The organism is Microvirga calopogonii (genome assembly GCF_003347665.1).
Lineage (GTDB): Bacteria > Pseudomonadota > Alphaproteobacteria > Rhizobiales > Beijerinckiaceae > Microvirga > Microvirga calopogonii.
Genome location: NZ_QDGA01000043.1, coordinates 22,444 through 41,074, shown reverse-complemented (window position 1 = coordinate 41,074; position 18,631 = coordinate 22,444). Strand labels below are relative to the sequence as shown.

19 protein-coding genes and 1 tRNA gene are annotated in these 18,631 nt (G+C 62.8%); 10 read left to right on the top strand and 10 right to left on the bottom strand.

Going from position 1 to position 18,631, the window contains the following annotated elements; translation table 11 throughout:
- Positions 1 to 215 precede the first annotated feature (215 nt).
- From DDF70_RS23240 to DDF70_RS38805, 3 genes are all read left to right on the top strand, one after another.
- A tRNA-Met gene (locus DDF70_RS23240) sits at positions 216 to 292 on the top strand.
- 282 nt (positions 293 to 574) lie between these two features.
- Positions 575 to 1,330 carry a calcium-binding protein gene (locus tag DDF70_RS23235; RefSeq protein WP_114947190.1) on the top strand — a complete coding sequence of 252 codons (756 nt, stop codon included), beginning with the start codon at positions 575 to 577 and terminating at the stop codon, positions 1,328 to 1,330.
- Between the two features lie 150 nt (positions 1,331 to 1,480).
- On the top strand, positions 1,481 to 1,924 hold the full coding sequence (locus DDF70_RS38805) for a hypothetical protein (protein ID WP_114947189.1): 444 nt from the start codon (positions 1,481 to 1,483) through the stop codon (positions 1,922 to 1,924).
- Positions 1,925 to 2,159: 235 nt separating this feature from the next.
- On the opposite strand, the gene DDF70_RS38800 is transcribed toward DDF70_RS38805, so the two are convergent.
- The 5 genes from DDF70_RS38800 to DDF70_RS23205 all read right to left on the bottom strand — a co-directional run bounded on the left by DDF70_RS38800 (position 2,160) and on the right by DDF70_RS23205 (position 7,052).
- A complete protein-coding gene (locus DDF70_RS38800) occupies positions 2,160 to 2,870 on the bottom strand; it encodes a hypothetical protein (protein WP_114947188.1) in 711 nt (236 codons plus the stop codon).
- Positions 2,871 to 3,259: 389 nt separating this feature from the next.
- Complete coding sequence (locus tag DDF70_RS23220) at positions 3,260 to 3,766, bottom strand: cytochrome b (RefSeq protein WP_114947187.1); 507 nt, start codon at positions 3,764 to 3,766, stop codon at positions 3,260 to 3,262.
- A gap of 149 nt (positions 3,767 to 3,915) precedes the next feature.
- Positions 3,916 to 4,740: a carbohydrate ABC transporter permease gene (locus DDF70_RS23215; RefSeq protein ID WP_114947186.1), complete on the bottom strand. Its 825-nt coding sequence runs from the start codon at positions 4,738 to 4,740 to the stop codon at positions 3,916 to 3,918.
- Positions 4,737 to 5,675 (bottom strand): carbohydrate ABC transporter permease, encoded by a 939-nt coding sequence (locus DDF70_RS23210; RefSeq protein WP_114947185.1) that lies wholly within the window; start codon positions 5,673 to 5,675, stop codon positions 4,737 to 4,739. The genes DDF70_RS23215 and DDF70_RS23210 overlap by 4 nt, the downstream gene beginning before the upstream one ends.
- A 42-nt stretch (positions 5,676 to 5,717) precedes the next feature.
- Complete coding sequence (locus tag DDF70_RS23205) at positions 5,718 to 7,052, bottom strand: ABC transporter substrate-binding protein (protein ID WP_114947184.1); 1,335 nt, start codon at positions 7,050 to 7,052, stop codon at positions 5,718 to 5,720.
- Positions 7,053 to 7,192: 140 nt separating this feature from the next.
- On the opposite strand from DDF70_RS23205, the gene DDF70_RS23200 reads away from it, so the two are divergent.
- Genes DDF70_RS23200 through DDF70_RS23190 form a run of 3 tightly spaced genes read left to right on the top strand, consistent with a single transcriptional unit; the run spans position 7,193 to position 9,690 of the window.
- On the top strand, positions 7,193 to 8,080 hold the full coding sequence (locus tag DDF70_RS23200; protein WP_162820598.1) for a dihydrodipicolinate synthase family protein: 888 nt from the start codon (positions 7,193 to 7,195) through the stop codon (positions 8,078 to 8,080).
- Positions 8,077 to 8,751 carry a GntR family transcriptional regulator gene (locus DDF70_RS23195; protein WP_114947182.1) on the top strand — a complete coding sequence of 225 codons (675 nt, stop codon included), beginning with the start codon at positions 8,077 to 8,079 and terminating at the stop codon, positions 8,749 to 8,751. The genes DDF70_RS23200 and DDF70_RS23195 overlap by 4 nt, the downstream gene beginning before the upstream one ends.
- A gap of 3 nt (positions 8,752 to 8,754) precedes the next feature.
- The gene (locus tag DDF70_RS23190; RefSeq protein WP_114947181.1) at positions 8,755 to 9,690 is read left to right on the top strand and encodes a PfkB family carbohydrate kinase; all 936 of its coding nucleotides are present in this window, start codon (positions 8,755 to 8,757) and stop codon (positions 9,688 to 9,690) included.
- Here DDF70_RS23190 and DDF70_RS23185 read toward each other — a convergent pair.
- From DDF70_RS23185 to DDF70_RS23165, 5 genes are all read right to left on the bottom strand, one after another.
- Complete coding sequence (locus tag DDF70_RS23185) at positions 9,683 to 10,579, bottom strand: NAD(P)-dependent oxidoreductase (RefSeq protein ID WP_114947180.1); 897 nt, start codon at positions 10,577 to 10,579, stop codon at positions 9,683 to 9,685. The genes DDF70_RS23190 and DDF70_RS23185 overlap by 8 nt on opposite strands.
- A 60-nt stretch (positions 10,580 to 10,639) precedes the next feature.
- Positions 10,640 to 12,154: a tripartite tricarboxylate transporter permease gene (locus DDF70_RS23180; protein ID WP_114947179.1), complete on the bottom strand. Its 1,515-nt coding sequence runs from the start codon at positions 12,152 to 12,154 to the stop codon at positions 10,640 to 10,642.
- Between the two features lie 25 nt (positions 12,155 to 12,179).
- Positions 12,180 to 12,659 carry a tripartite tricarboxylate transporter TctB family protein gene (locus DDF70_RS23175; protein WP_245435615.1) on the bottom strand — a complete coding sequence of 160 codons (480 nt, stop codon included), beginning with the start codon at positions 12,657 to 12,659 and terminating at the stop codon, positions 12,180 to 12,182.
- A gap of 80 nt (positions 12,660 to 12,739) precedes the next feature.
- Positions 12,740 to 13,735, bottom strand: a complete 996-nt coding sequence (locus DDF70_RS23170) for a Bug family tripartite tricarboxylate transporter substrate binding protein (protein ID WP_114947177.1) — start codon at positions 13,733 to 13,735, stop codon at positions 12,740 to 12,742.
- Between the two features lie 56 nt (positions 13,736 to 13,791).
- Positions 13,792 to 14,811 (bottom strand): 4-hydroxythreonine-4-phosphate dehydrogenase PdxA, encoded by a 1,020-nt coding sequence (locus DDF70_RS23165; protein ID WP_162820599.1) that lies wholly within the window; start codon positions 14,809 to 14,811, stop codon positions 13,792 to 13,794.
- Positions 14,812 to 15,027: 216 nt separating this feature from the next.
- On the opposite strand from DDF70_RS23165, the gene DDF70_RS23160 reads away from it, so the two are divergent.
- Genes DDF70_RS23160 through otnK form a run of 4 tightly spaced genes read left to right on the top strand, consistent with a single transcriptional unit; the run spans position 15,028 to position 18,563 of the window.
- The gene (locus tag DDF70_RS23160; RefSeq protein WP_114947193.1) at positions 15,028 to 15,717 is read left to right on the top strand and encodes a GntR family transcriptional regulator; all 690 of its coding nucleotides are present in this window, start codon (positions 15,028 to 15,030) and stop codon (positions 15,715 to 15,717) included.
- Between the two features lie 53 nt (positions 15,718 to 15,770).
- Positions 15,771 to 16,490, top strand: coding sequence for a 3-oxo-tetronate 4-phosphate decarboxylase (otnC, locus tag DDF70_RS23155; protein ID WP_114947175.1), 720 nt, complete (start codon positions 15,771 to 15,773; stop codon positions 16,488 to 16,490).
- A 4-nt stretch (positions 16,491 to 16,494) separates the two neighbouring features.
- The gene (locus DDF70_RS23150) at positions 16,495 to 17,304 is read left to right on the top strand and encodes a hydroxypyruvate isomerase family protein (protein ID WP_114947174.1); all 810 of its coding nucleotides are present in this window, start codon (positions 16,495 to 16,497) and stop codon (positions 17,302 to 17,304) included.
- Positions 17,301 to 18,563 (top strand): 3-oxo-tetronate kinase, encoded by a 1,263-nt coding sequence (gene otnK / locus DDF70_RS23145; RefSeq protein ID WP_114947173.1) that lies wholly within the window; start codon positions 17,301 to 17,303, stop codon positions 18,561 to 18,563. Before DDF70_RS23150 ends, otnK begins: the two co-directional genes overlap by 4 nt.
- Positions 18,564 to 18,631 lie beyond the last annotated feature (68 nt).

Below are 18,631 nucleotides of genomic sequence, written 5' to 3'. Positions count from 1 at the left end.
TCTCAAGACCCGGGAGAGTAGGTCATTGCCGGACCTGCCAAGGACAACGCCACACACGCCTCTGATACGATGAACCATGTTCTCGCGGCGCTTCTTCGAGCGCCGCGTTTGCATTTGTAAGCCGCAAGCGCTTGCCAATGCCCTCTTCGCCTTGATCGCCTGCGATCAAGGCCCACAGCTTGGGGTTTGGCCGCGGCCAGACTCGCACGCCTTGGCGCGGGGTGGAGCAGCCCGGTAGCTCGTCAGGCTCATAACCTGAAGGTCACAGGTTCAAATCCTGTCCCCGCAACCAATCTCACACCAGCACAAAGCCCCCGCGCCCGAAACGACACCGGGGCTTGCTGCCGTTCAGACAGATGCCGCCCGGCCCCTCACCTCCCCGCAGGACAGCACAAAGACACTAGACTTGCCCTTCTCCAAATCCCGGGAGGGCTGGCTCAAACTGTCAACGAACTGTCCCGTGCGATCAAGCATCGCTCGACGGAGTGGGGAATTCTGTTCATGGCTTACAAATGAACTCCGACAACGACCTTGAACGTTTGCGGTTTCCGAGAGGGCAGATGCGGAGGCATCCATGGCGACCTTCTATGGAGACGACTGGCCCAACCTGATCAAGGGAACATCCGGCCATGACGTGATCTACGGCTTCGGCTGCGATGACGATCTTTATGGTTTGGGCGGAAACGACAATATCTACGGGGGCTGGGGCTACGACATCATTATCGGGGGCAGCGGCAACGATTACCTGAACGGCGGAGGTGGTCCTGACGACCTCTACGGGCAATCGGGCAACGATACGCTCATTGGCGGCGACGGCTTCGACTTTCTTTTCGGCGGGAGCGGGAACGACCGCTTGTCCGGTGGAGCCAACGACGACAACCTGTATGGCGGTTCGGGACAGGATACCCTCTCCGGAGGTTCCGGTGACGACCTTCTCGAGGGTGGATCGGGCCTTGATCGGCTGACCGGCGGCACGGGAGGCGACGCATTCGTGTTCACGAAAGGCTCGTCGGGCATCACGACCGCGAGCGCCGACACGATTACCGATTGGAACGCTACCGCCGATTGGATCGGAATGAGGATCGCAGGAACTTCCACAAACTACCGGGAAGCCGCCACGACGGCGACGTCCATCGACGATGCGGCAGCCCAGGCAGAGGCGACCTTCACCAGCGCGAGCATCGCCCACGTGTTCCTGTACAACCCTCAGACGGATACGGGCTACCTGCTCTCGGACCTCAACAACGACAATCGGTTCGAGACCGGGGTCATTCTGACGGGCGCCGGCAGCGCGGCCGACATGAACTATCGCTACATCATCAATGTCTAGAGCATCGGGCGTGAAAAGCGGACATGCACTTTCGGGATCGGTTCCGTGTTTTCAGCGCTCGAAGAACGCGCTTCATGCGGGTGCGCAGGATGAAGCGAAAAAGAGACAGCAACCGAGTTGGGGCGGGCAGATGAGGTTCCGGAGGTTGTCATGCGAAAGATCGCAACACTCGCTACCGCCGCGCTGATCGTGACCGGCAGTGCCGAAGCAGCGAATGCGCAATACTGGCGTGGACCAGGCTGGGGATATTACCGCGGCGGGTACAATTATGGCTGGGGCGGCGGTGCCGTCGCGGCGGGGCTGGTCGGGGGGGCCATCCTTGGAGGCCTGATCACGGCGGCCGCGACGCCAGCCTACGGCTACGGATATGCATACCCACCCTATGGCTATGGCTATTATGGTGGCCCTTGGCCGGGCTATGCCTATCCCCGCCCCGTCTATTACGCGCCGTATTATTACCCACGCCCGGTCTATTACGGACCGCGCTTCTACCCGCGGCCCGCCTATTACGGGCCTCGGTACTACGGTGCATATCGGGGCTATTATGGCCCACGCTACTTAGGGCCCAGAGTCGCTTATCGTCGGTATTATTGAGGTCTTTGCCCTGACGTGCGGCGAAGCTTGCGGCCTGTCGAGAGAATCGATTGGAGCGGGAAACCGGATCCGGTTTTCCCTGAAGCATCTTTTCACGCAAAACCGGTGCCCACTTTTGCGTTCGATGCCCTAACATCGTCAGCCGGTTCCGTACGATGCTCAGGGCGCAGATGGAACCCGCTCTCAAAGGATGATCCGGCCGCGTCGGCAAGGCTGTCGGCGCGGCCAGCGCATTTCAGTAATTGCAGACCTGTTCCCGGCGGAAGAACACATTCCCGTTCCTGCCTACGATGCGACGTCGAATCCAGTAGCAATCCTGGCCGGACGCGACGACGGTCTGATAGTAGTTCGGATAATAGCCATAGTACGGGTAATTGTAGCCGTAATAGCCGTAATCGTAATAGGGATAGCTCAAGGCACCGAGGGCCAATCCAGCTGCCAAGGCTCCGCCGTAATAGGGATACCCACGGTAATAGCCGTAGTAGGGATATCGCCCGTAGCCGTAGCCGTAACGGCCGTAGTAGGGATAGCGGCCATAATAGCCCCGATTATAGGGCCCGTAGGCTCCGGCAACACCGCGGTAATAGGGGCCCCGGACACCATATCCAAGGCCGGGCCGCCCGATCCCAGCCATACCGAAATCACTCCGGCCAGGCCGGGCCACCGCGATCGATCCTGTCGTGAGGGGCCCTACCCCTCCTCCACGGAAGCCACCCGCACGAAAGCCGCCGGCTCCGCCGGGAGGAATGAACATCCTTGGCCCTCCGCCGCCGAAGCTCCCACCCCGAAATCCTCCTGCACCGCCAAATCCGCCCATCCGCATGCCACCGCCGCCAAATCCGCCGCCGCCGAACCCGCCATGCCCGCCGCGTTGCGCTTCGGCCGCGCTAGGAATGAGAAGAGCGCTGAAAGCCAGCGCGCCGATCGCCAAGAAAACCCTGTTCATTGCCAACCTCCCTTTCGCGCTTGGGTCACCTCAAGTGCGAGGCCGAGACAGACGTCACGATTATTCTACTTTGATCCTCCTCCTGCGGGCCTGCTTGATCCTTTGAGACAAATGCTTGGCACTTTTGACGAACAGGATTGTGCGATTGCGTCGCATCGAGCGGCTTGCTCCGTCATTCTGACCGGCCTCATGGGCACGCCGGGCATCTGGCCCAGCCATCAATCCTCGATAGGAGCGCAGCGCGGAGGCGCATCATGGCGCCTCGGATTTGACCACTTGGGCCCTGCCTGTGAATCTCCGAACGGGTCCGCCTCCAACGATGCGCTCTTCAAAGAGTGGAGCATCGGAAGTGATCCGAAAAGTGCAAGTCCACCTTTGGGTCCTATGCTCTAGACAGGGTTCATGCGCTGCATCGTTCCGTCCCGAAGCACGAACTGGTGCCATAGGGCCATCACGGAATGCAGGCCGGCCAGGACGAGGATGACGGTACCGCCAGTCTCATGGATTTCCGCGATGGGTCCGGGTGCTCCCTGTACGGTGGCCGCAATGGCAGGCAGGGACAGACCGAAGAACGAGACCGGGACGCCCATGCGCGAGGCGGCGTACCAGCCCGTGAGCGGCAGACCGATCATGAACAGGTACAGCACCGCATGGCCGATCTTCGCCGCGAAATTGAGCCATGGGCCCTGCGGGTCCTCGATCCGCGGCTGGCTACCCCACCAGCGGGCGGCCAGCCGCGGCAGCACGAGCAGGAGCACCGAAAGCCCCAGCGAGAAATGCAGCAGCGGTGGGTTGAGGCGGACCTGCCGCCCTCCCTCGGACGTCAGCCAGGCGCCCAGGATCAGAAGGGCCATGGCCCAATGGAGCATAATGAGGGTCTTCGAATAGCGCGGCATCAATGCCATCCTTCCGTACGGATTCCGGATTCCGGCAGCACCGTGCCGAGACGTCGGGATGTTAACATCTCGCTATTTCCGCAACGATGCGCTGCATCAAAACCGCCCACCCCTCTCGCGACGCGATTACCCGGGAATTCGGCTGCTCCTCAACTGCCTTTGACGGCGCCGGCCGTCAAACCGGCCACGATCTGTCGCTGGGCGACGATGGTCAGAATGAGGACGGGAAGGGTCACGATCAGGGCGGCCGCGGCCAGAGGCCCCCAGCTCAGCTGCTCGAAGGAGAGCATGTTGTAGACCGCGACCGGCAGGGTCCGCGTTTCTCGGCCCGCCAGCACGACGCCGAAGACGAAGTTGTTCCAGGAGAAGATGACGGCGAGAATAAAGGCGACCGTGATGCCGGGTTTCGCGATCGGTAGGGCGATGTGCCGAAAGACGTCCCAGCGGTTCGCTCCGTCGATGACGGCCGCCTCCTCCAGCTCGAGCGGCGTCGTCTCGAAATAGCCGATCATGATCCAGATGACGATCGGAACCGTGATCACGAGGTGAGCGATGATCTGCGGCAGCAGCGTGCCCATCAGCCCCAGCCATTGAAAGAGCAGAAAGAGCGGGATCAGATAGGACAGGCCGGGCGTCATGCGGGCGATGAGCACGACGACGGCGGCCTTGGTGGCCTTCATGCGGGCGATGCCATAGCCAGCCGGCACGCCGATGAGAAGAGCGAGCCCGGTCGCGCTCCCGGTTACGATCAGGCTATTGAGAAAGAAGAGGCCGAAGCGGTTCGACTCGAACACGCCCGTATAGTTCTTCCAGGCGAAGCGTTCGGGGATCAGGATCGGCGGATAGGCGGCGTTGTCGACCTCGAATTTCAGCGAAAGCGAAATCATCCAGAGGAAGAACAGGACGGCCGGTGAAACCAGCACGAGACCGACGAAAAGAAGGCCAAGTCTGTCGGCGGCTTTGCGGATGTTCATGCGCCCCCCTGAAGGTCCATCCACTTCGTGCGCTGGCGAAGATGGAGCATGAGAAGGGACAGGCCGATGACGATGGCGAAGAACACGACGGCGATCGCCGATCCGTAACCGACGTCGTAATAAGCGAAGGCGACGCTGTAGAGATAGAGGTTGATCGTTTCCGACGCGGTACCCGGGCCACCCTGGGTGATGGCGTAGATGATATCGAAACTCTTCAACGCGTCGATCGTCCTGATGATCACCGCAACCATCAGGAACGGCGCGATCATCGGCAGCGTGATGTATCGGAAGCGCTGCCAGATATTCGCTCCATCGATGGCGGCGCTTTCATAAGGCTCCGTCGGAATAGCCGCGAGACCGCCCAGGACGATCAGCATGACGAGCGGCGTCCATTGCCAGGTCTCGACGAGAACCAGCGAGGGGATCACGGTCGACGGGTTGAAGACCCAGGCCTGGGGGCCGATGCCGACGAAAGACAGCAGGTAATTCAGCACCCCGAGTTGCGGGTGGAACATCATCGTCCACACCAGGGCGACCGCGACGGGCGTAGCCATCATGGGCATCACGAAGATGCCGCGCAGGATGCCGCGGAATGGGAGGCGGGAGTTGAAGATGAGAGCTGCCAGAGTGCCGAAGATCAGCGGCAGGACGACGGCCAGGAACGTATAGACGAGCGTGTGCCCGACCGAAGTCAGGAACCGCTCGTCGGATGCAAGGCGCAAGTAGTTCGACAGGCCCGTGAAGCGCCGGGCGCCGCCGACCGTCCATTCCTGCAGGCTCATCCACACCGTGAAGGCCCAAGGGAACACGATCACCGATCCCACCACCGCAACGGCGGGAACCACGAAGGGCCAATATGAACGCGGTGGGCGAGCGCCCGTAGCGGGCGCTGCCTCCGGGGCCGGCGCGACCTGGCGTTCAGCAATGGTGGTCATGGATACGCTCCACCATCGCGACCTGTTCCCGTGCGGCCATCGTCAGGCCTTCTCGCTGCGCTCGAGGATAGGCTTGAACTGCTCCGTGGCCTTCTTCATCTCAGCCGCCGGATCCCCTCCTCCGAGAAGATTGGTCAGGCCGATGCCGATGATGTCGCGGAACTCCGTCACCGGTTGGATGACGGGCAGGCCGAGCTTGCTGATCTTGCCCGATTCCACCACCGCGTCGATCCATTGCGGCGGCATCTTCACGCCCTTGCGGGCTTCGGGATCGTTGAGGATGGACTGGCGGAACGGCACGCCGCCGCCCGCCTGCAACAGGCGCGCACCCATGAGCTTCGAGACCGCCCACTGACAATAGAGATAGGCCGCTTCCTTGTTCTTGCTCGCGGCGGTCACGCCGATGCCATCACCGAACGTTGCAGAGGCCTGCGCCTTCGGTCCTTTCGGCATGACGCCGTAGCCGACCTTGCCGACCACCCGCGACTTCTCCGGATCCTCCAGCGGAGGCGCGAAGCCGACGCCGTCCAGCCACATGCCGACCTTGCCCTGCAGGAACGCCGATTGGCATTCCGACCAGTTGAAGCCGGATACGCCCTGCGGCGCGGTCTTCGTCAGCAGGCGTTGATAGAGTTTCGCCGCCTCGATGGCTTCCGGCGAATCCGTCATCAGTTTGCCGCTGGCATCAACCGGATCGACGCCGTAGCCGAGCAGGAAGCTCGTCCAGACGGGGACGTTCGCGTTCTTCAGGCCGCGCGCCACGAAGCCGTAGGTTCCCTCCTTGGCATCCGTCAGGGCCTCGGCGGCCACGACCATCTCCTCGAAGGTCTGCGGATAAGCGAGCCCCTTCTTGGCGAACAGGTCCTTGTTCCAGTAGATCATCCAGTAATCGACCGAGAACGGCAGCGACAGCATCTGGCCCTGCGGGTTCTTCGCATAGAGCAAGCCAGCCTGGGAGAAGTCGCTCTCGGTCAGGCTCGGATCAGTGAGCTCCGGGTTTCTCATGAAGGCGCTGATGTCGGCGAGCCAACCGGCCTTCTCGAACTGCCGTTTCTGGACATGATAGCTCAAATGCACCACGTCGAAGCTCGGGCTTCCGGAGTTCAGCTCGATGACGGCCTTCTGCCGCTGCTGCTGCTCGGGCGTCTGCTCGGATGAAACCTGGATGCCGGTCAGATCAGTGAATTCCTTTTCGAATTTCTGCAGCACCTCGCCTCGCGGGCTCTTCACGAGGTTCACGCCAATCTTCGTGCCGGCATATTTCTTCCAGTTCACCTCCGCGAAGGCCGGCGCAACGCCGCCGAGGCCGTATGCGGCAGCTGCCGCCGTGCTTGCGAGAAATGTACGACGCGTAACCGATCCGACGTTTGCAGCCATGGCGCATTTCCTCCGTGTTTCGATGTAACGGTCCTTTCGGACTCTTTTCAGTGCTTGCAACCGATTAAGCCCCATGTAACATGTTAGTGTCAACACGGCACTTGCTCGGCCCGGTGCCGAAGCTGTTACTGGAGGCTCCCATGTCGCTCAGCTTTGGCATCAGTCCCGCTCTCGTCACGCCCTTTCTCGACGGAAAGGTGGATGTTCACCGCTTGATCAATCATGCAAGAGATTGCCTCTCCCGCGGCTGTCGAACGGCGACGCTTTTCGGGACGACCGGCGAGGGTCCGTCGGTCGGCGCGATGGAACGCGATCGTATCGCGAACGAGATTATCGGCCTCGGCATCCCGGCGGAGAAGCTCGTGGAAGGCGTGCTCGCCTGCTCGCCGGAGGAAGCCGCGTTCAGCACCAGCCAGGCGTTGCGGCGTGGCGCCCATGCGATCCTGCTGGCGCCGCCCTTCTACTTCCGCCCTGCCCCGGATGATGCGGTGTTCGAATGGTATGCGGCGGTATTCGAGGCCGCCGGCAGCAATCTTCGTGACATCCTTCTCTATCACATCCCCGGCATGACCGGCGTGCCCCTGTCCCACACGGTCATCGCGCGCCTCAGGGAGCGCTTTCCGGGCGCCATCCGGGGCGTGAAGGACAGCGCAGGCAACCCGGAGGCGACCTTCGCGCTGATCGAGGCCTTTCCCGATCTCGACATCCTCGTCGGGGACGAAAGCTATCTCGGCCGAGCGTGCGCGGCGGGAGCCGCAGGCTCCATCTGCGGCGTCGCCAACATCGTGCCGGAGGCTGTGATCGCCCTCGCGGAGAACGGCCGGGACGACCCCCGCATCGTCGAGCTGGTGCAGGAGATCTGCCGCCATCCCATCGTCCCGATGGTCAAGTCGCTCACGGCCCATGTGCGCAACGATCCGCTCTGGGCGGTGGCACGGCCGCCGCTCCCGACCTTGGACGAACGGAGCACCGCGCGCGCCATCGCGCTGCTCGAGCCCTTCGGACACGTGATCAAGGCCGTTGCATGAACATGGCCCGCCCCGCGCCTCGCTCGGAGATCAAGCTGCGCGAGCGGGCCTACGACGCCTTTACGGAACAGCTGCTGCGAAGCGAGATCAAGCCGGGGCAGTTCGTGACACAGCGGGAACTGGTCGCCATCACGGGCCAACCCCTCGGGGCGATCCGGGAGCTGATTCCGCGACTTGAGGCCGAGGGGCTGATCGTGACCGTTCCGCAGCGCGGATTGCAGATCCTGCCTCTCGACATCACGCTGATCAGAAACGCGTTCCAGTTCCGACTGATCCTGGAGCGCGAGGCCATTGCCGCATTCAGCCAGACGGCCAGCGATGCCGCCATCGAGCGGATCGAAGCCGCCCATCGGGCGATCGTGTCATCGGCGCAGAGCGGGCTGACGGAACAGCTCGTGGCCGAGGCGCAGCAGGTCGACCGGGAGTTTCACGAGAGGATCATCGACGATCTCAACAACGAGATCATCTCGAAGGCCTATCGGGTCAACTGGATCAAGGTCCGCCTCATCCGGCAGAACGAGACGAGCCTCGACGAAGAACTCGTGCTCCCCGTCATGCATGAACACCTGGCGATCATCGCGGCCATGAAGCGTCGGGACATACCGGCCGCCGTGGAGGCCGCCGTCGCGCATATCATGAGCGCCCGAGCAAGAGCGCTCCGCCTCGAGTAGCCCATGAACGACAAGCCGGTGATCTGTCTCGGATGCGCTTTCTGGGACACCATCTTCAAGATCGACCACATTCCGAGCCACGGTGCCAAGGTGCTGCCCGAGAAGGCCGTGCAGGCGGCCTCCGGCATGGCCACGGCCGCTGCGGCCACTATTGCGCGCCTTGGCGGCAATGTCGAAATCTGGGCCCGCATCGGCGACGATCCCACCGGCGACAGCTTCCTGCACGACCTGTCCCGGGAAGCGATCCGCACGGAGAACATCCGCAGGATTCAGGGTGCCCGCACCGCCTTCTCGACCATTCTCGTCGACAGGTTCGGCGAAAGGCTCGTGGTGCCCTATACGGATCCCTCGCTTGATCCCGATCCAGGCTGGCTGCCGCTTGATCGAGTGCGAGAGGCCGCCGCCGTTCTCGTCGACATGCGCTGGCTCGAGGGAGCAAAGGCGCTGCTGGCGGAGGCGCGCCGCCACGGCGTTCCCACGATTCTCGACGCCGACGTCGCGCCGCCGGACGAACTCCGGGAGATGATCGGCCTTGCGGACCACGTCCTGTTTTCCGAGCCTGCCCTGCTCTCCCTCGTCGGCGGCCGCTCACCCGCAGAAGCCCTGATGGAAGTAGCGCCGAACCTTGAAGCGGATGTCGCCGGCGTGACGCTCGGCGCAGCCGGCGCTTTGATATGGCAGCGCGGTGCCTCGGCAGACGAGCTCGCTGCGTTCCCCACGATTCCCATTCACGCGGTCGACACCCTGAATGCCGGCGACGTCTGGCACGGCACCTATGTCTACGGGCTCGTGAACGGTTGGAATTTGGCACGCAGAGTTCGCATGGCCAATGTTGCGGCAGCCATGAAATGCGAACATTTCGGAGGTCGCCTTGGATCTCCCCGGCTTCCGGAACTGCTGGAACGAAGCCGTGCTCTTACCGACGAGAAGACTACTTGAGTCCCTCGCCGCTGTTGCGGCGCTCCAGTTCGACCAGCAGACCGCTGTGGTCGAGATCGCCCGCGTTGTCGATCAGGCCGCGAAAGAGATCCGCCGTGAGCGCGGTGTAAGGTAGAGAGTCAAGGTCGATGCGCTCCGCGGCGTCCAGGGCATTGTCGAGATCCTTGAGATGCGTGACCGAGCGGCCCTTGGTGACGAAGTCGCGCTCGACCATGCGCTGGCCGTGAAGTTCGAGGATGCGGCTTTCGGCGAACCCGCCGCGCAGCGCCTCGCGGACCTTCGCCGGATCGGCACCACCGCGCTGCGCCAGAAGAAGCGCCTCGGCCACGGCCCCGATGGTCACGCCGACGATGATCTGATTGGCGAGCTTCGCGAGCTGCCCTGCCCCGTGCGGCCCCACATGAACGGGCCGTCCCATCACGCTCAGGATTGGCTCGACGCGGCTGAATACTTCGGCCTCGCCGCCGGCCATGATCGCCAGCGTCCCCTGCTCGGCGCCGGTCGTTCCGCCGGACACAGGCGCATCGATGTGATGGACGCCCCGCTCGGCCAGATGCCGCGCATGGTCCTGCGCTTCCGCAGGCTTGATGGAACTCATGTCGACCAGGATGGCGCCCGGTTTCAGGGCCTCCGCCACGCCTTGCGAGAACAGGACGTCGGTGACGATCCTGCCGTTCTCCAGCATGAGAATGACCACGTCCGCATCCCTGACCGCGTCGGCCGCCCGATCCGCGACGCGAGCGCCCAGCGGCTCAAGCGCCCCGGCCTTATCGCGCGAGCGGTTCCAGAGTGTGAGCGGATGGCCCGCCTCGAGCAGCCGCTTCGCCTGGCGCGATCCCATGAGACCGATACCGAGGAACGCGATAATGAGTGAAGTGGCTGCCGCCATGGGATACTCCTGCATGATCGCCCGCCCAGTTTACCAGGCGGGCCCTTTCGAACCTCGGGCTCAAGCGACCGCCGAGGAGGCCTTGGGTTTCACCAGGCGACCGAACAGCGTGCTCAGGACCGGGCCGAGGGCGAGCGCGAGGCCAATCAGCATGAGCGTCGTGACGAGACCGTTCGACCAGAAGATCGAGAGCGATCCTCGGGACATGATCATGGATTGGCGGAACGCATCCTCCGCCTTGTCGCCGAGCACCATTGCCAGCACGAGCGGCGCGATCGGGTAATCCAGCTTCTTGAACAGGTATCCCACGACGCCGAAGGCGAGAGCGAGCCACAGGTCGAACGGACGGCCCGCCACCGTGTAGGCACCGATGAAGCACACGACGACGATCACCGGCCCGATGATGGCGAAAGGAATGCGCAGGATCGAGGCGAAGAGCGGGATCGTCGCGAGCACCATGAGCACGGCCACGATGTTGCCGAGATACATGCTGGCGATCAGACCCCAGACAAAGTCGGGCCGTTCGATGAACAGCATGGGACCCGGATTGAGGCCCCAGATCATGAGACCGCCCATCATGACGGCCGCCGTCGCCGAACCGGGAACGCCCAGGGCGAGCATCGGCAGGATGGCGCTGCTTCCAGCGGCGTGATCCGCCGTCTCGGGAGCGACAACACCTTCCGGCTCGCCCTTCCCGAAGCCTTCCTTGCGCCGGGACAGGCGCTTGGCCAGACCATAGCTCATGAAGGACGCAGCCGTCGGTCCACCGGGCGTGATGCCCATCCAGCAGCCGATGGCAGCGCTGCGCAGCAGCGTCACCCAATAGCGCGGCAGGGTGGCAATCGTCTTGAGCACGTCGCGCACCTTGACCCGGGCCCGGATGCCGTCGAAGCGCAGCCCCTCCTCCATGGTGATCATGAGTTCGCCGAGGCCGAACAGGCCGATCACGGCGATGAGGAAGCTGATGCCCGATAGAAGCTCGTTGAAACCGTAGGTCAGGCGCAGGCCACCGGAGACCGTGTCCATGCCGACCGCCGCGAAGGCGAAGCCGAGACCCATGGATACGACGGTCTTGAATGGAGATGCGGCACCCAATCCGACGAAGCTCGCAAAGGCCAGGAAATAGACGGCGAAATATTCGGGCGAGCTGAAACGGAGTGCGAAATTGGCCACCCACGTGGACAGCACGGTGATGAGGATGACGCCCACAAGTGCGCCGAAACCGGCGGACAGGAATGCGAGCGTCAGGGCCTGCGTCGCCTGTCCCTGTCGGGCCATGGGATATCCGTCGAACGTGGTCGCGACGGATGAGGGCTCGCCTGGAATGTTGAAGAGGATCGACGTCGTCGATCCGCCAAAAAGCGCTCCCCAGTACATGCTGGTCAGCAGGATGATCGCCGCCACCGGGTCCATGGTGAACGTCAACGGAAGAAGCAGCGAAACGCCGTTCGGCGCACCGAGGCCCGGCAGGACGCCCACGAGAATGCCCAGCAGGACACCGACCATCATCAGGATGACGTGGTAGGTTGTCAGCGCGACGCCGAACCCGTGAAGGAGTGATGCGAAATTTTCCACGACCCGTCTCCGTCAGGATTGGTGGCTAGTAGATGCCGAGAGCGGCTTCGAGTGGGCCCTTCAGGAGAGGAACCTGGAAGGCGATTTCGAGCAGGACATAAAAGATCACGGCCGCGGCAACGCCTGAAGCGATGGAGACGACGGGACGGTACTTCCCTTGTGCCCACATGACGAAGGCGAGATACAGCGCCGTCGCCACATAGAGGCCGAGGAGAAGCGACACCACCACGAAGGCAACCATCGGCAAGAAGAACGACGCGACACGCATGGCCTCCTCCTTGTGAAGGAAGACCGACTGCAATCCCTTTCGACCGACGGTCGCCTGGATCAAAGTGCCGACGCTGGCGGCAACGACCAGCAACCCCATGTAGAAGGGGAACGTACCGGATTCCGGCCCGGCGTCGCCCCAGCCGATTCCGAATTCCAGAGCACCGATGACCGCTGCAAGCCCCAGGCCCGCGGTCAAAATCGCAGTTCCGACCTCAGCCGTATAACGAGAAATCATGACGTTCATCCCGGTTCGATGAGTGCCGCATAAAACAGCGGCTGACGGGGTTTCCCCCGTCAGCCATGGGATCGTTGCGATTAGCGGACGACCCAACCTTCCGACTCGAAGACCTTGCGGTTCTTGGCGTCGTCATCCGCGATGAAGCTCTTCAGATCTGCGCCAGCCAGGAAGCGGTCGGTCTGGGAGGTGCGCTCGATATATTCCTTCCACTCCGGCGTCTCGCTCACCTTCTTGAGCACGTCGGCGTAGAATGCGACCGTCTCGGCCGGAACGCCGCCCGGCAGCCAAACGGTGCGCGGCATCTGGAACTTGTCGATCGGAATGCCGGCTTCCTTGCAGGTCGGAATGTCCGACCAGCCCATGGTGGCCGTGACCTTCACGTTGCCCTGCAGGCGCGTGGGGCTGAACACGCAGAGTGGTGTGACCGCACCGGCCTTCCACTGACCTGCGTTCTCGTTCGGGTTGTTGGTATTGGAGTCGATGTGACCGCCGGCCAGCTGCACGCCGGCCGCGCCGCCGCCCTGGAACGGCACGTAGATGAACTTGGCGCCCGTCGCGTCCTGAATCAGGCTGGTGAGCGTCTGGTCCGTATCCTTGGACTGGCTGCCGCCCATCTTGAAGGTATCGGGCTTTGCCTTCACGGCTTCGATGTAGCTCTTGGCATCCTTGTAGGGCGAGTCCGCCTTGACCCACAGCAGGAACTCATCGAGAGCCATGGCGGCCACCGGCGTCAGCTCGTCGGCCTTGTAGGCGAGCTTCGCCACATAAGGCAGCAGATATGCATTGTTCGTGCCGAAGGTCAGCTTGTGGGAGTCGCCCGCGGCAACCTTCGTATAGATGAAGCCTTCCGCGCCGCTGCCGCCGCCCTTGTTGGTGACGATGACGGACTGGTCCATCAGCTTGTGCTTGGCAATGATCGACTGAACGACCCGAGCGAAGTTGTCGGTTCCGCCGCCGGGCGCAGACGTGACCACGAACTCGACAGGCTTCGAGGGCTTCCAATCGGCTTGCGCCACGCCGCCGACCGTCGTCGCGACGGCCGTGGCGAGCAACCATGAAGTCTTCTTGAGCATCTTTCTTCCTCCCAGTGATGTTTCCGACCGATGGCGTCGGGTCTCGGAACCGTTGTTTAGGAATTGACCGCGGCCAGTCGCGGCTGTTCGACCTCGGAACGGCGGGCCTTCACTTCGGCCCCCATGCGAATGGCGAGTGAAAGGGCCTCTCGGCTGGCGCCGAGATTGGCGATGCCCTTGCCTGCGATCTCATAGGCCGTGCCGTGGGCCGGGGTGCAGATCGGGAACTCGAAGCCGCCGATGAGCGTGATGCCCCGGTCGAAGCCCATGAGCTTCATGGCGATCTGTCCCTGGTCATGATACATGGTGAGAACGGCATCGAAGTCGCCGTTCTTGGCGCGCAGGAAGACCGTGTCCGACGGGAACGGCCCCTCGACCGTGAAGCCCTGCGCCTGCGCCTGGCGCACAGCCGGCTCGATCACGTCGATTTCCTCGGTGCCGAAATTGCCTCCGTCGCCTGCGTGGGGATTGAGGCCGGCAACCGCGATGCGCGGCGGATTGAAACCTGCGGCGCGCATGCACTGGTCGGCCAGCGTGAGCGAGCGCAGAATCGCCTTCTCGGAAATGGCCGATGCCACCTGCGAGAGCGGGATATGCGAGGTGACGCGGGCGTTCCAGGTCCTGCCCAGAACATTGAACTCGCTCGCGTCGACCGACGTCTTGAGGACGTCGCGCACGAAACGGATCTCGTCGTCGTAGCCGTCATAGGCCAGACGCATGGCCTTCTTGTTGAAGGGCGTGAAGAACACCGCATCGGCGCGGCCCGACTGGGCGAGCAGGAGAGCGCGGCGGAAGTTCTCGGTTGCGAACTGACCGCCTTCGAGCGTGGCCGTGGCGGGCGTGACCTGATTGGGGTCGAGGTTCTTCAGATCGATGAAAACCGGGCGGGTGAAGCGGTCCGGAACAGCCTGCTCGGAACCTACGACATCTACGTCGACAGCGACGCCCGCAACCTTGGCGCCCTGCTCCAGGATACGGAGGTCGCCGAAGATCACGAGGTCCGCACCGGAGCGGAACTCATCCGATGCGATCAGCTTGGCAGCCAGCTCCGGGCTGATTCCGGCCGGATCGCCCATGGCGAACGCGACGGTCGGCTTTGCTGACGGGGTCGATAACGTTTGAGCGCTCACGGCAACCTCTTTTCGGGATGACCCAAGGACATTAACAGGGCTAAATTTCGTACACAAGTATGCTGCATACAGAATTTTGTTTGCGGCAATTCAGGAAAAGGCTGTATAGAATGAACATCCCCGTCGTGACCTGTGGAAAGACGGCTAAAGATGGAACGAGCCATGGCATCCGAGGCAGCAGGACTGCCCATCGACGAGTTCGATTCGCGCGGACCGATCGTCCGCCCTACCCTCCACGATGCCATCGTGGCGCGCGTGCGCGACATGATCATCGAAGGCGAACTCCCGGCCGGCACGCGGCTTCACGAGGGCAATCTCGGCAAACTCCTCGGCGTTTCCCGAACTCCCTTGCGGGAAGCCCTCAAGTTCCTCGTCAGCGAAGGGTTGCTTGAGCTGTCTCCCGGACGCGGGGCCGTCGTTCGCCAGTTCACCGCGAAGGACGTGCATGACAGCCTGATCGTCCTCGGCAATCTCGAAGGGCTCGCTGGGCGGCTGGCCTGCGAGCACGCCAGCGACGCCGAAATCCGCGAAGTCCGGCAGCTCCATGACCGCATGATGGACATGTACGAGAAGCGGGACCGCCTGCCCTATTTCAAGCTGAACCAGAACATCCACTCGGCGATCCTGCGCCTGTCCAAGAACGAGGCTTTGGTCTCGGTCCATAACGTCCTGCAGGCCCGCCTGAAGCGCATCCGCTACATCGGCAACGAGGGGCCGGAGAAATGGGCCGGCGCCGTGGCAGACCACGAGGAGATGATAACCGCGCTGGAAGCGCGCGATGCGGATCGTCTGTCGAAGGTCCTGACCGCCCATATGGAAAAGACATGGGAGCGGGTCCGTCACGCTATCTGAGAGTCGCTGCTACTGAATGTCCCTTACACACGTAGAATTCCAAAGGCCTCCCCATGAGCGATGAGAGCCGACTTCGCGAGACGATCTGCCAGTTCGGGCGCTCCCTGTTCGAGCGTGGCCTGACGGCGGGTTCATCCGGCAACATCTCGATCCGGCTGAGTGATGGCGGCTGGCTGACGACACCGACCAACAGCTCACTCGGCTTCCTCGATCCTGCTCGCTTGAGCAAACTCGACTCCGATGGGCGTCTTGTCTCAGGCGATGCTCCGACGAAGGAATTGCCTCTCCACTCGGCACTTTATGCGACCCGCGGGGACGCCGGTGCCATCGTCCACCTCCACTCCACCCATTCCGTCGCGGTCTCGATGCTACCCGACGTCGATCCGGCCAACGCCCTACCGCCCATGACGGCCTATTACGTCATGAGGGTCGGACGGACGGCCCTCGTTCCATACTACAGGCCCGGAGATCCTGCCGTGGCCGACGCGATCCGCGGACTTGCGGGCAAGTACAGCGCCGTCCTTCTGGCCAATCATGGGCCGGTGGTGGCTGGCAAGGATCTGGAAGCCGCCGTCTACGCTACTGAAGAACTGGAAGAGACCGCAAAACTGCGCCTTCTTCTACACGGCCTGAATCCGCGCCTGCTGACGCGTGCGCAGGTTCGGGATCTGGTGACGCATTTCAAGCTGGACGAGGCGATTGCCGAAGAAACGCCCGACGGCCCGCAGGAATGTTGCTCCTCACCCCATCACCATTCACACAAATGCGGATGAATCGATGCCCCGTTTCTCGGCCAATCTAGGCTTTCTCTTCACTGAGGTTCCCGAAATCGAGCGGGTCGCCGCCGCAGCCACAGCAGGTTTCAAAGCCGTCGAGATGCATTGGCCCTATCAGGTTCCCGCTGCCGAAATGCGTAGCGCTCTGACCGGCAGCCAAGTCACCATGCTCGGATTGAATACACCGGTCGGGAATGCCGCGGCGGGCGATTTCGGACTCGGTGCCCTGCCCGGACGTGAAAGCGAGTTTATGCAGGCCGTCGAGCAGGCGGTGTCCTACGGACATGCCATCGGCGCCACGGCCGTACACTGCATGGCAGGAGTGGTCACCCCTGATGCCGTTTCAGCAGCCGAGCGCACATTCGTGGCGAACCTGACTCTTGCCGCCGACAGGGCTGCCCAGGCCGGCATGACGGTCCTGATCGAGCCGATCAATCATCGGGACAAGCCAGGCTACTTTCTACACGAGGTGGAGCAGGCTGCATCGATCATCGGACAGGTTGGGCGCCGGAACGTGAAAATCATGTTCGACTGCTATCACACGCAGATCATGCAGGGCGATCTGACGCGCCGCCTCAAGGACCATCTCGACCTGATCGGCCATGTGCAGATCGCCGCCGTCCCGAGCCGCGCCGAACCGGATGAGGGGGAAATCGACTGCCGCTACATCGGTCAGTTTCTCGACCGCATCGGGTATGATGGCTGGATTGGGGCCGAATACAAGCCTCGCGGCCGGACGGAGGACGGCCTCGGGTGGCTGGCAAACTGGAGCCAGGATCTTTCCTCAAGCGCACGTGGAGCTGTCGCATGAAGCTCGGATGCATCGCCGATGATCTGACCGGCGCAACGGATCTTGCCCTCATGCTGGCGCGAGAGGGGCTTCGGACCATCCAGACGATCGGCGTGCCACGCGCCGACCTCGATCTCACAGGCGCGGACGCCGTCGTAGTCGCGCTGAAATCGAGGACCAATCCCGCACAAGAGGCCGTCGATCTGTCGTTGAGCGCGGCAAGGGCGCTCAAATCATCCGGCGCACAACACCTGTTCTTCAAATATTGCTCGACCTTCGATTCAACCGACGAGGGCAATATCGGGCCGGTTGCGGAGGCTCTTCTCACCTTTACGGAAAGTGACTTCACTCTCGCCTGCCCTGCCTTTCCTGCCAATGGGCGGACGGTCTACAAAGGTCACCTCTTCGTCAATGGTGTCCCGCTGCACGAGAGCAGCATGAAAGACCATCCGCTCACCCCCATGCGCGATTCCAATCTCGTGCGGGTACTGCAGCGGCAGACGAAGCTCTCGGTCGGTCTCGTGTCCTTTGACGATGTGGATGCCGGCCCCGATGCCATTCGCTCAGCCTTCCAACGGGAAAGAGCGGCCGGACATCGGATCGTCGTCGTCGATGCGCTGAACGACGCTCATCTTCGAGCCATCGGTCTCGCAGCGGCAGAGTTTCCCCTGATCACTGGCGGATCTGGCGTCGCCATGGGTCTTCCCGCAGCCTACCGACAGAGTGCGCCCTCGGTCCGGCCAATTGAGACGGGCTTCGAGGCACCTCCCGGCCGCAGCATCATCCTTGCAGGGTCTTGTTCCTCAGCAACGAGAGGACAGGTCAAGGCTGCTCTCGATGCCGGGATCCCCGCGCTGCGGCTCGACGCCATGGAGTTGGCCTCCGGAGCGGCGAGCGCGCGGACGGCGCTCGATTGGCTCAAGACTCAGCCCGTCGATGGTCCGGTCCTTATCTATTCCACGGCAATCCCTGAGGAAGTTCTGGCGGTTCAGAGCAAGCTCGGGCGCATGAATGCAGGCGAGATCGTCGAGAACACACTTGCCGAGATAGCAAGGGCGCTTCCGGCCCTCGGCTTCACCCGTCTCATCGTCGCGGGCGGCGAGACATCCGGTGCTGTCGTGAACGCACTCGACGTGGACGCCCTTGCGATTGGCCCCGAGATCGATCCCGGCGTTCCGTGGACCCGCTCGCTCGCGGGAAACGATCTGGCGCTTGCGCTCAAATCCGGCAACTTCGGGACTCCCGACTTCTTCCTGAAGGCCTGGAGCACGCTTCGCTAGAGCATCGCCTCGTAAGGCATACGCATTCGGCTGCACAACAAACCGGGGTCACCCGCTCACCGGGAGGG

Coding starts and splice junctions, on each gene's coding strand:
- DDF70_RS23235 (WP_114947190.1), top strand. CDS start 575: ATGGCGACCTTCTATGGAGACGACTGGCCCAACCTGATCAAGGGAACA.
- DDF70_RS38805 (WP_114947189.1), top strand. CDS start 1,481: ATGCGAAAGATCGCAACACTCGCTACCGCCGCGCTGATCGTGACCGGC.
- DDF70_RS38800 (WP_114947188.1), bottom strand. CDS start 2,870: ATGAACAGGGTTTTCTTGGCGATCGGCGCGCTGGCTTTCAGCGCTCTT.
- DDF70_RS23220 (WP_114947187.1), bottom strand. CDS start 3,766: ATGCCGCGCTATTCGAAGACCCTCATTATGCTCCATTGGGCCATGGCC.
- DDF70_RS23215 (WP_114947186.1), bottom strand. CDS start 4,740: ATGAACATCCGCAAAGCCGCCGACAGACTTGGCCTTCTTTTCGTCGGT.
- DDF70_RS23210 (WP_114947185.1), bottom strand. CDS start 5,675: ATGACCACCATTGCTGAACGCCAGGTCGCGCCGGCCCCGGAGGCAGCG.
- DDF70_RS23205 (WP_114947184.1), bottom strand. CDS start 7,052: ATGGCTGCAAACGTCGGATCGGTTACGCGTCGTACATTTCTCGCAAGC.
- DDF70_RS23200 (WP_162820598.1), top strand. CDS start 7,193: ATGTCGCTCAGCTTTGGCATCAGTCCCGCTCTCGTCACGCCCTTTCTC.
- DDF70_RS23195 (WP_114947182.1), top strand. CDS start 8,077: ATGAACATGGCCCGCCCCGCGCCTCGCTCGGAGATCAAGCTGCGCGAG.
- DDF70_RS23190 (WP_114947181.1), top strand. CDS start 8,755: ATGAACGACAAGCCGGTGATCTGTCTCGGATGCGCTTTCTGGGACACC.
- DDF70_RS23185 (WP_114947180.1), bottom strand. CDS start 10,579: ATGGCGGCAGCCACTTCACTCATTATCGCGTTCCTCGGTATCGGTCTC.
- DDF70_RS23175 (WP_245435615.1), bottom strand. CDS start 12,659: ATGATTTCTCGTTATACGGCTGAGGTCGGAACTGCGATTTTGACCGCG.
- DDF70_RS23170 (WP_114947177.1), bottom strand. CDS start 13,735: ATGCTCAAGAAGACTTCATGGTTGCTCGCCACGGCCGTCGCGACGACG.
- DDF70_RS23165 (WP_162820599.1), bottom strand. CDS start 14,811: ATGGGCGATCCGGCCGGAATCAGCCCGGAGCTGGCTGCCAAGCTGATC.
- DDF70_RS23160 (WP_114947193.1), top strand. CDS start 15,028: ATGGCATCCGAGGCAGCAGGACTGCCCATCGACGAGTTCGATTCGCGC.
- otnC (WP_114947175.1), top strand. CDS start 15,771: ATGAGCGATGAGAGCCGACTTCGCGAGACGATCTGCCAGTTCGGGCGC.
- DDF70_RS23150 (WP_114947174.1), top strand. CDS start 16,495: ATGCCCCGTTTCTCGGCCAATCTAGGCTTTCTCTTCACTGAGGTTCCC.
- otnK (WP_114947173.1), top strand. CDS start 17,301: ATGAAGCTCGGATGCATCGCCGATGATCTGACCGGCGCAACGGATCTT.